Consider the following 10,288-nt stretch of genomic DNA (forward strand, 5'->3'; position numbering starts at 1 on the left):
TTTCGCCGATGGCTGACCAATCCTACGGACACGCGATGGCGCTGGAACGGGGATGCTCGGTGACAGCGGTCGCGCTGAGCGACCAACGTCGCGAGGGCGTCCGGCTGGTCACTGGCGACGGGCGCGGCTTCGGTCTGAACGCGGCGCTGACATTCGTTCATGTCCCCTACCCGTCCGTTTGGAGCCGCAGGACCCTGACCTGCGGTGTGGCCCTGCAATGTTCGCCCTCGAAAGAACGCGTCACCGAATACCGTCTCAACGAGCTGTCCGCTCGCGAGCTGTGCGCGCTCGCGCTGGTCGAGGCCGGCGTCGCCGTCGGCTGGATCGCCTCCCGGTGGCCCGGTCTGCTTCCCGGGATCCGGCGGGTGCTCCCCGAAGTCCACGCCGAAGCCGCCGACATGGCCGGCGTGGAAATGCTCAACCGGGCAATCGCATTGGCGGCCACGGGCCGGGAACTGCCCGTTCATCCGTTGCTGGGCTCGTTGCCGTCGGCGTACACGGTGCCGCACGGGTTGGCCGATAAGCTGCGACGCAGCTTCGGCAGGATGCCTTGGACCACAACGCAGAAGCGGCTGCCGCGGCCGTACTCGGTTCCGGTCGGCGGCGACGGGGGCGTCCGCAACCCCAACCTGCCGCCGCCCAGCCGGCCGCAGGACAACGATCTCGACGTCACGCCACAACACCGGCCCGGGATCCCCTATCCCGAATGGAACATGTGGACACAGCGATTCATGCGCGACCACGTCGCCGTCGTCGAGCACGCCGACGCCCGGCACGCCCGCCGGCCCGTGCCGGTGGCCGTCGATGTGCGCAAGTGGTTCGAAGAACACACCCACCGCTCGATGACGAACCGCCTCGAAGACGGCTCCGACCTCGATGTCGACCAGTACGTCAGCCATTACATCGACTTGGCGACCGGGGAGGCCAAGGAGCCGAAGGTGTTTCGCGACCTGCTGCCCAGCGGCCGCGACGTCACCACCGCCTTGCTGCTCGACGGCAGTTCATCGTTGGGCGTGCATGGCGGACGCGTCTTCCAGCTCGAATTGTCCTGTGCCGATGCGCTGTCGCGTGCCATGACGCTGGCACGCGAGCGTCACGGCGTCTTCGTCTTCACCGGCAACACCCGTCACCGAGTCGAAGTCCGCTGCCTGAAGGACTTCGAAGACCGTCGCTTCGTACCGCCGAGTGGGCTGGGCCTGTCCACCCGCGGATACACCAGACTCGGTGCGCCGCTGCGCCATTTGACGAGCAGGCTGCTGGCTCAGCCCTCGGAGCGCCGCCTCCTGATCGCCATCGGTGATGGCCTCATCTCCGACGAAGGCTACGAGGGTCGGTACGCCTGGGCCGATGCCGCGCACGCCGTCGAGGAGGCCAACGAGGCCGGGGTGTCGATGTACTACGTGGGCGTGGGACCGACCCGCGTCGACCCCCTCCCCGAGGTGTTCGGGCCGCGCCGGTCGCAACGGATCCGCCGCATCGAAGAGCTGCCCCGAGTATTGGCCCATGTCCATCGTGAACTGGTCGCCGCGTGAGCGCCGGCCTTCAGAGGAAGAGATGACAACCGAGACGTATTTCGCCAACGGCAACGAAGTTCAGCTGTTCGAGCAGGCCTTTCACCGGCGCATCCCGGTGATGCTCACCGGCCCGACCGGGTGCGGCAAGACCCGGTTCGTCGAGCACATGGGCTCCTTGCTGCAGCGGCCCGTGGTCACCATCAGCTGTCACGACGACCTCACCAGCTCCGATCTGGTCGGCCGCTTCATGGTGACCGGCGGCGATGTCGTCTGGACCGATGGCCCGCTGACCCGGGCCGTCAAGGCCGGCGCGATCTGCTATCTCGACGAAGTCGTCGAGGCCCGCCACGATTCCCTGGCCATCCTGCATTCGCTCACCGACCACCGGCGGTCGCTGTACCTCGATCGTGCCGGCGAGGTCGTGCGAGCACCCGACGGGTTCATGCTGGTGTGTTCGTACAATCCGGCGTACCGCAGCTCACTCAAGGAGCTCAAACCCTCTTTCCGCCAACGGTTCGCGACCCTGGCGATGCATTACCTGCCGCCCGACCGCGAGGCCGAGGTGATCGTCGCCGAATCCGGAATCCCGTTGGCCACCGCCAGGCGGCTCGTCGGATGCGCGGTCGCGATCCGCACCGCCGACCAAGCCTTCCACTTCGAGCCGCCGTCGACCAGGGTGCTGGTGACCGCGGCTCAGTTGATCGCCGCCGGCGCAACCGAATTGGATGCGGCCGACGCGTGCATACTCGCGCCGCTGAGCACCGACGGCGCGATCACCGACGGCCTGCGTGAAGTCGCGGCGGCCAGCCTGGGAACCTCGGACACATCCGCATCGAGCAGTTATTAGAAAGGAGCAACCGGCATGGACCGACAGGAGGAGAAGCGCAAGAGGGCGCTCATCGTCTTCCAGATCTTCATCTACGGCTACCTGCTGGCGATGTTCGGCATCCAGCTCTACATGTCGTTTGCACGGGGGTGGTGGGATCTGTGAACGTGCCTCTGCTGAAACGACGTTCGGACGGTGCACCGGCCGGTGCCGAGGGGTCGGTCAGCCTCGACGATCACCACGACGAATCCCGGCAGGCTCAACGGCACGCGGACAAGTGGATGATTGTCGGTGCCGCGCTGATGGGCATGTGGGCCCCGGGCCTGATCGGTTTTCCCATTTTCATGCGTGGGGTGTGGCTGCAGCGCCAGGCCCTGCGCGCCGGCCTGTCGGTCCGGCCCATGATCGTCACCCTGATCGGCTATCTGGTGCTGATCGATGGGATGCTCAACAGCCTGGGCTGGGCCCTGGATCTGGTCGCCAACCACACGTTGATCAACCGCGTGCTGATGGTCGGTTGGGGCAACATGTTCGACGCCGGCTATTTCTGGCATTACAACGAGCTGTGGATCGGGGGCGCGGCCGGACCGGGCGAGAAAGCGTACGTGGCCGGCCTGATCCTCACGGTCTTCTCCATGCGGGTGGCCGCGGCCATCGGATTCCTACAGATGAAGCGGTGGGGCCATCAGTGGATGGTCGTCACCTGCTGGATGGGCGTGGTGATCTGGTCGGCCTACGTGTTCAACATGACCATGTTCGCCGACGTGCGGTACGCCGGTGTCGTCTTCCCCGTCATCGGGTGGTGGCTCTACGACATCTTCTACATCACCCCGTTCCTCGCCATCCCCTATCTGCACACCGTCAATCGCGAAATCTTCTCCGACTAAAGGAGCAGTCCCATGGCTAGTCCCTCCATACCGTCAACCGCCGAAGACAAAGACCCGGCCGCCGATCTCGAGCCGGGGACCACGCCGTATTACGCGCGGATGCACAAGTGGATCAAGCGGGCCGTGTTGGTCTGCCTGGTGGCACTGGTGATTGAGGGTGCCTTCACGTTGCCGTTCATGGCCGTCTACTACGGATACCCGACGCTGAGCCTCACCCAGATCTGCAGTGAGCTGCTCAAGATCCGGTACTCCAACGACACGCTGGAGTGCAAGTACCCCTATCCGCCGTTCGGGCCGCCCGAGGGCGCCGAGGGCAAGGCCACCGCGCAGGACGTGTGGGGCATCCAACCGATACCGAAGTATCACCGGCTGGGGTTCCGCGAACTGGTCAAGATCCACAACGACAGGCTGGCCCGCCAAGCGGCCCAACAGCAGGCGGCGTCGCACCCGTGACGGGGCCGGCCCGTTGAACTGCCGGGTCGTTCAGTGGACGACGGGCAACGTCGGCAAGAGTTCGGTCAAAGCGATCGTCGCTAACCCGGGGCTGCGGCTCGTCGGATGTTATGCCTGGTCGTCGGAGAAGGCCGGACGCGATGTCGGCGAGCTGTGCGGGATCGCACCGCTTGGTATCAAGGCCACCAACGACGTTGAGGCGCTGCTCGCACTGCAGCCGGACTGCGTGGTCTACAACCCGATGTTCGCCGACGTCGACGAGCTGGTCCGCATCCTCGGCGCGGGCATCAACGTGGTGGGCACCGCCGGGTTCGTCACCGGCCACTTCCTCGGTGCCGGACGGGAACGCATCGCACAGGCCTGCCGCAACGGCGGGTCGTCCATCTTCGGCAGCGGCATCAACCCCGGTTTCATCCAGCTCTTCGCCATCGTGTCGGCAGGCCTGTCGGACCGGGTGGACAAGGTCTCGATGCTGGAATCCGTTGACACCACGATCTACAACTCGCCCGCAACCGAAATACCCATGGGCTTCGGCTATCCCATCGATCATCCGGATCTGGCGGCCATCACCGAGAAGGGCGCCGGCATCTTCCGCGACGGCGTTCTGTTGCTCGCCGATGCCCTGGGCGCCGAGCTCGACGACGTGCGCTGCGAAGTCGAATACGCCCAAACCACCGCGGACCTACACCTGCCCGGCGACTGGACGATCGCGAAGGGCTGCGTGGCCGGCGTGGACGTCCGCTGGATTGGTGTCGTCGCCGACCGGGACGTCATCGAGATCCGCGGGAGATGGCGCAAAGGCCAATCGCTGGACCCGGATTGGCCGCTGGACATGGGCTACACCATCGAAGTGCAGGGCCAACCCACGATCAAGACCACACTGAGCTTCCTGCCACCGCCGGATTTTCGAGGCGAGACGCTGGACGACTACATCATGCTGGGACTCACAATCACCGCAATGCCGGCGATCACCGCGATACCCGCCGTCGTCGCCGCGCCGCCCGGCATCGTCACCTACAACGATCTGCCGCTGCTACTTCCGCGCGGGGTCCTCAAAACCAGTTGACAAGAAAGCCGGCCCGCCCATGACTGCAAAGCAAGAATCCTCGCTGCATCACGTCGTGTTCGCCGTCGCACCGGAGCGGCATGCCAAGACGACACAGATGTTCAGCGATCTGGGATTCGTCTTCGAGCCCCTGCAACTGACCGAGCTCGGGCTGGACATTCACCTCGACTGGAATCGAGGCATCGAGTTGATCAGCCCAATCCCCGGCTCGTCCGGGGAGGTAGCCAGCTCGCTGAATGAGTTCCTCGAGCGTCACGGAGACGGGGTGTACACCGTGGTGATCGGAGTACCGGCAGCCGAGACGGCTGGCGCCGTCGCCGAACGCTACGGCGCCACAACGCGATTCCGGCAGCATTTTGAGGGCGAGGGCACCTATCTCGACGAGAACGATTTGTCGATCCTCGGCCTGCCGCTGACATTTCTGACGACCAATATCCCGTGATTGGAGAAGACATGGCCGAAGTTGTTGACCTGCAGGGAATTCCGGTGCTCGACTTGAACGATCTGCCGATGACGCTCGACCGCGGCGCCGGCTGGGCCACGCTGCGCGAAGCCGGCCCGGTGGTATTGAGCGACGGGTGGTACGCACTGACCCGACGCGAGGATGTACTCGCGGCGCTGCGCAACCCGAAGGTGTTCTCGTCCAAAAAGGCCTTCGAGGTGGTCGGCAGCCCGCTTCCGCTGGTGCCGGCGGCGTTCGATCCCCCTCAGCACACCCGGTTTCGGAGGATTCTGCAGCCGTTCTTCAGTCCGCACGCGCTCGCCGCGATCCTGCCGTCGATTCAGGCCCAGGCGATCGACATCATCGACTCGATCGCGCGGCGCGACGAGTGTGAGGTGATGGCCGATCTTGCGACGCCCTACCCGTCACAGGTGTTCCTGACCTTGTTCGGCCTGCCGCAGCGGGATCGCGAGCGGCTGATCGGGTGGAAGGACGCCATCATCGAGCTGAGCATTCCGAACGCGGCCGGTGAAACGCCGGACCTGACACCGGCACTGGAACTGTTCGCCTACCTCACCGAGGCCGTCGCCGAGCACCGGCGGAATCCGGGCGACGATGTTCTTTCGCAGGTGCTCGCCGGTGACGACGGGCTCACCGACGACGAGGCCCTCGGAATGGCGTTCTTCTTCGTCCTCGCGGGTCTGGACACCGTCACGTCGGCCATCGGGGCGGCCATGCTCGAACTGGCGCGCCGGCCCGAACTGCGCACGCGACTGCGGGAACAGCCGGAACAGATCGGCGTTTTCGTCGAGGAGGTCGTCCGCCTGGAGTCGTCGGCGCCGGTCGTCCCCCGGGTGACGACCGAAGAAGTGACGATCGCGGGCATCACACTGCCGGCCGGCTCTCGGGTGCGGCTCTGTCTGGGCGCGATCAACCGGGACGGCAGCGACGCGACATCCGGTGACGAGCTGGTGATGGACGGCAAGGTGCACAAGCACTGGGGCTTCGGTGGCGGTCCGCACCGCTGCGTGGGTTCGCATCTGGCCCGGATGGAAATGAACGTCGTGGTGACCGAATGGTTGACCCGGATACCGCATTTCGAACTTGCGCCGGGCTACCGGCCCGAGATCACCTGGCCGTCCCCGACCTGTACGCTGCCGCTCTTGCCGCTGCGGGTCCTGACAGCAGAGGCGTCATGACCGTCGATACGACAGCCCCCAGCGTCTTCGATGCCGGACTCCCGGCGCTGGACTACGACATCACCGAAACCGTGCACGACGTCGCCCCACGCATCCACGAGGCGCGCAAGCGGTCACCGATCGCCATCGGGCCGCTGGGACCCGAGGTGCTGGGCTACGAGCTCGCCCGCGGCATTCTCCGTGACCCCCGATTCGTGTTTCCGCCGGGCATGCACATGACGGCCCGCGGGATCACGTCCGGTCCGCTCTACGACAGGGTGCTGGGCACCATCCTGGGCATGGAAGGCGACGAACATCGGCGGTTACGCGGCCTGGTGTCAAAGGCTTTCACGCCGCGGGCATCCGGGCGCATGGGGCACACCATCGACGCGGTGATCAACGAGTTGATCGATCGGGTCGCCCCAGTTGGCCGAGTCGGCCGATGTGACTTCGTCACCGACATCGCCCGGCCTTATCCCATCCCGATCATCTGTGCGTTGTTGGGCGCCCCTCCCGAAGACTGGGAGCAGTTCTCCCTATGGGCGGAGGACATTTTCAAGATCGTGAGGTTTGACTCCGACCTCGTCAACGAGCAAGACGTTGTGATGCGGGCGTGGGATGAGTTCGACGCATACATCGACGACATGATCGCCGAGCGGCGCAGCCGGTTGACCGACGACCTGATCTCCGAATTGATTCGCGCCCAGGACGGCGGCGACCGGCTCAGCAACGCGGAGATGCGCATGCTGGCGTTCAGCATCCTGAGCGCCGGCACGGACACCACCCGAAATCAACTGGCCGCGGCCATGCACGCGCTGTGTGATCATCCCGATCAGCTGGCGCTGCTCCGCGACAATCCCGACCTCGCGATGCGCGCCGTCGAGGAATGCATGCGCCATTCGCCGGCGGTATGTGCCACGCTCCGCACGGTCCTCGACGATGTCCGCTTCGCCGGTTACACGTTTCCGGCCGGCACCTTCATCTCGGTGAATACCTATGCGGCCAACTGCGATCCAGAGGTCTATCCTCACCCGGAGCTTTTCGATGTCTACCGAGTCGACCCGCCACCCATCTTGACGTTCGGCGGCGGCGCCCACTATTGCCTCGGCGCGAACCTGGCCCGCGTGGAGCTCGCCGGGGCCCTCAAAATCCTCGCCCGGCGCATGACCAATCCGCGCCGCGTAGCAACATCAGCGTGGAAACCGATGCTGGGACTGAGCGGGCCCACCAATTTGGAGATGGAGTTCGACTAGCTCGGCAATCGGTGATCCGCGGCGAGCTCCACGACCCGAATCTCGCCCGTCGTGCCGTCGACCTCCACCAGGGCGCCCGACGGCAACGACTTGGTGGCCCCCTGCACGTCCACCACGCACGGGAACCCGAATTCGCGGGCGACCACGGCGGCGTGTGACATGGGGCCACCCAACTCGGTCACCACGGCAGCGGCATAACAGAACGCCGCGGTGTAGCCGACGTCGGTGACCTCCGCCACCAGGATTTCGCCGGGCTGCAGGTCGTCGATCGTTTCGGGCCGCACGATACGCACCCGGCCGCGTACCCGCCCGCCGCCCACGCCGACGCCGCGGATGGTGTCGCCGCTGGCCAGAGCCGACGACGAGCTCGCGGTCGGCTGCCAGCTGCCGCTGAAGACCGTCGGTGGAACGACCGTGGCCAGCCGGCGTTGTTCCGCCCGCCGCCGGGCCACCAGCCCCCGGACATCCGCTGGGAGAGCATCAAGTTCGTCGACGAGTAGATAAAACACGTCATGGGCGTTGTCGACGACTCCGGCCTCGACCAATCTGCGCCCATACTCGCGCATCAGGTTGCGCAGCACCCAGTTGGCCCGCACCACCTTGTCGCGCCGGACTTCACGGTCACGCAGTTGGCGTCCGGCCAGCTGGGCAACGGGCTTGGCCCGCAATGGAATCCACGGGCGCTCCGGCAGCGGGGCCGGCGGCGCGCTCATCGTCTTGGTGACCATCCGGATGAGCAACTCGGGATCGTCGGCGTAGCTGCTGGACAGCATCTCGAGCTCAGCCGGGCCACGATGGCCGATCAGCGCCAATTCCGCCACGACCGCGGCGTGAAACTCCGGCGCCTCGACGGCCAGCTTGGCCAACCGCTCCCCCGGTTGCGCAAGCAGCGCCGACACTTTCGGGTCGCGCTGTGCGGCGATAACCAGTCGCTGCATCGCCTCGACCGAGCGGGCGCTGACCAATTCCGGACCCGCCGGCGCGGCGGTGTCTCGCCCACACAAACCGCGCAACAAGACGTTGAACGCGGCGCACAGCATGAACGACGCCGACGCGAGCACCCAGCCGTGCACGACATCGTCGCGCGCCAACGAGATGAGGCTGAGCAGCCGACGATCGTCGAGCAAACTGACGTCGTCGCCGGCAAGGCGTTCCAGGCGATCGACGTCGGCGACGTGCTCACGGGTGTCCTTGGCCGAGCCCGCGGACAGACCGATCAGGTTGACGCCGAAAACCCCGATGTTGCGAACGGTCCGCAGTTGCCTTCGGATACGGCCGGTTTCGGAGTGCGGACGTTCTGCACCGAAGATCGGCAGGGACGCCATGCTGGGTCCGAAGAACCCGCTATTGCTGACGATCGTCGACGGCTTGGCGAACGGCACCGTTTCGGCCATGAAATGCGCCGACGTGATGGCCCCGTAGAGACGGTGGGCGAACACGGCGACCGTGCGCGTGGCGATTTCACGCTGGATGATCCCGCCGGGCCGCAACCGCTCGGCGATGGCCACGCCGCCGGCGCGCAGCCCGCGCACGGTCACCGAGGCCGACGCCGGGGAGAACGGACCCGGCAGCGCCTCCGACAGATTGGTGGCCAGAAAGGTGGGAAACCGCGGGTCGATCGGGGTGTCGAATTCCCCGTTATCCCCCACCGGCCCAGCCCAATTGGGCTTCACCCCGTCTTCTGTCGGCGCATCGACCGAAGGCAGGTCTCCGATACTGGCCATCCGCCAAGGCAGCGACAGCACCCGGCTGCCCACCGTCACCCGACCGCGCACCGCCAGCGCGAAATCGTCGATGCATTCGTCGGACTGCCAGGCCGGTCGGAATCCCCAGTCCTCGGCCAATCGCGAGACGTCCATGAGCGGGGCGCTGTGCACCCGTTGCAACTCGGCCCGACCGACGCCCAACCGCACGACCGGGCGTCCGAGCACGCCGGCGATCTGGCCAAATGTCGGCTCACCGCGGGCAGCAAGATTGACTGCACCGCTGGTGATTTCGGCGTCCGTAATCGCGCGGTTGAAAAGCCGAAGCGCATCGTCGAGGTGGACAACCTGCATGGGCCGGTCGGCCGGCCCGTCGAGGAATACCGGTGACGCGAACAGTCGGCGCACCCAGTTGTCGACGGCCCGGCCGAGGATCAGCGCGGTACGGATCGCGACCCATTCCAGGTTCGAATCCTCCAGCATGCGTTCGACCTCGACTTGATGGTGGCCCTCGGCACTGACCGGGGTTATCGCGTCGCGCTCGGTCTTCAACGTGTCACCCGGGCCGTAGACATGTGCCGACGACCCGAAAACGATCCGCCTGGCCCCGGTCTCGGCCATGGCCGCGAGCACGTTGCGGGTGCCCCCGATGTTGACCTGCCGCCTGACGCGGTCGTTACCGGGACCGGTCGCCCACGCGCAGTGCGCGACGACGTCCGCGCCGGCCAGGGCGCGCTTGACGGCGTCGGCATCACGGACGTCGGCGGCGGCGAAGTCCGCAGCGCTCGACCAGCTTTCGGGGCGATGGCGCGCGAGCCCGACGACATCGTGGCCTTCGCTGAGCAGACGGGCGGCGAGGCCGCGCCCGAGTACACCGCTGGCCCCGGTGACCGCGATTCTCACAAAGAGCCCTCACTCAATTGCGGCGCTCCCCACATCGCTGCCTTCTGCATCGTCGCCGGCGCC

10 protein-coding genes are annotated in these 10,288 nt (G+C 66.3%); 9 read left to right on the forward strand and 1 reads right to left on the reverse strand.

Annotation, left to right across the window (positions count from 1 at the left end):
- The first annotated feature begins 8 nt into the window (after positions 1 to 8).
- From G6N50_RS07410 to G6N50_RS07445, 9 genes are read left to right on the forward strand one after another with little or no spacing between them, the layout of a single operon-like run.
- Positions 9 to 1,532: a nitric oxide reductase activation protein NorD gene (locus G6N50_RS07410; RefSeq protein ID WP_083092221.1), complete on the forward strand. Its 1,524-nt coding sequence runs from the start codon at positions 9 to 11 to the stop codon at positions 1,530 to 1,532.
- Positions 1,533 to 1,554: 22 nt separating this feature from the next.
- Positions 1,555 to 2,361 carry a CbbQ/NirQ/NorQ/GpvN family protein gene (locus G6N50_RS07415; protein ID WP_083092609.1) on the forward strand — a complete coding sequence of 269 codons (807 nt, stop codon included), beginning with the start codon at positions 1,555 to 1,557 and terminating at the stop codon, positions 2,359 to 2,361.
- A 15-nt stretch (positions 2,362 to 2,376) separates the two neighbouring features.
- Positions 2,377 to 2,505, forward strand: coding sequence for a hypothetical protein (locus G6N50_RS29705; protein WP_255360762.1), 129 nt, complete (start codon positions 2,377 to 2,379; stop codon positions 2,503 to 2,505).
- A complete protein-coding gene (locus G6N50_RS07420) occupies positions 2,502 to 3,227 on the forward strand; it encodes a hypothetical protein (protein ID WP_232068906.1) in 726 nt (241 codons plus the stop codon). The genes G6N50_RS29705 and G6N50_RS07420 overlap by 4 nt, the downstream gene beginning before the upstream one ends.
- A gap of 12 nt (positions 3,228 to 3,239) precedes the next feature.
- The gene (locus tag G6N50_RS07425; protein ID WP_083092218.1) at positions 3,240 to 3,680 is read left to right on the forward strand and encodes a hypothetical protein; all 441 of its coding nucleotides are present in this window, start codon (positions 3,240 to 3,242) and stop codon (positions 3,678 to 3,680) included.
- 13 nt (positions 3,681 to 3,693) lie between these two features.
- The gene (locus G6N50_RS07430) at positions 3,694 to 4,746 is read left to right on the forward strand and encodes an NAD(P)H-dependent amine dehydrogenase family protein (protein WP_083092216.1); all 1,053 of its coding nucleotides are present in this window, start codon (positions 3,694 to 3,696) and stop codon (positions 4,744 to 4,746) included.
- Between the two features lie 19 nt (positions 4,747 to 4,765).
- Positions 4,766 to 5,188, forward strand: coding sequence for a VOC family protein (locus G6N50_RS07435; protein ID WP_083092215.1), 423 nt, complete (start codon positions 4,766 to 4,768; stop codon positions 5,186 to 5,188).
- A gap of 11 nt (positions 5,189 to 5,199) precedes the next feature.
- Positions 5,200 to 6,387, forward strand: a complete 1,188-nt coding sequence (locus G6N50_RS07440; protein ID WP_163650821.1) for a cytochrome P450 — start codon at positions 5,200 to 5,202, stop codon at positions 6,385 to 6,387.
- Complete coding sequence (locus G6N50_RS07445; RefSeq protein ID WP_083092211.1) at positions 6,384 to 7,619, forward strand: cytochrome P450; 1,236 nt, start codon at positions 6,384 to 6,386, stop codon at positions 7,617 to 7,619. The genes G6N50_RS07440 and G6N50_RS07445 overlap by 4 nt, the downstream gene beginning before the upstream one ends.
- Here the strand turns inward: G6N50_RS07445 and G6N50_RS07450 are convergent.
- On the reverse strand, positions 7,616 to 10,225 hold the full coding sequence (locus G6N50_RS07450; RefSeq protein WP_083092210.1) for a sugar epimerase family protein: 2,610 nt from the start codon (positions 10,223 to 10,225) through the stop codon (positions 7,616 to 7,618). The two genes, G6N50_RS07445 and G6N50_RS07450, sit on opposite strands and share 4 nt — an antisense overlap.
- Between the last annotated feature and the right edge of the window lie 63 nt (positions 10,226 to 10,288).

The sequence above is a fragment of the Mycobacterium mantenii genome, from assembly GCF_010731775.1.
GTDB classification, from domain to species: domain Bacteria; phylum Actinomycetota; class Actinomycetes; order Mycobacteriales; family Mycobacteriaceae; genus Mycobacterium; species Mycobacterium mantenii.

Coding starts and splice junctions, on each gene's coding strand:
- G6N50_RS07435 (WP_083092215.1), top strand. CDS start 4,766: ATGACTGCAAAGCAAGAATCCTCGCTGCATCACGTCGTGTTCGCCGTC.
- G6N50_RS07415 (WP_083092609.1), top strand. CDS start 1,555: ATGACAACCGAGACGTATTTCGCCAACGGCAACGAAGTTCAGCTGTTC.
- G6N50_RS07425 (WP_083092218.1), top strand. CDS start 3,240: ATGGCTAGTCCCTCCATACCGTCAACCGCCGAAGACAAAGACCCGGCC.
- G6N50_RS07410 (WP_083092221.1), top strand. CDS start 9: ATGGCTGACCAATCCTACGGACACGCGATGGCGCTGGAACGGGGATGC.
- G6N50_RS07445 (WP_083092211.1), top strand. CDS start 6,384: ATGACCGTCGATACGACAGCCCCCAGCGTCTTCGATGCCGGACTCCCG.
- G6N50_RS07440 (WP_163650821.1), top strand. CDS start 5,200: ATGGCCGAAGTTGTTGACCTGCAGGGAATTCCGGTGCTCGACTTGAAC.
- G6N50_RS29705 (WP_255360762.1), top strand. CDS start 2,377: ATGGACCGACAGGAGGAGAAGCGCAAGAGGGCGCTCATCGTCTTCCAG.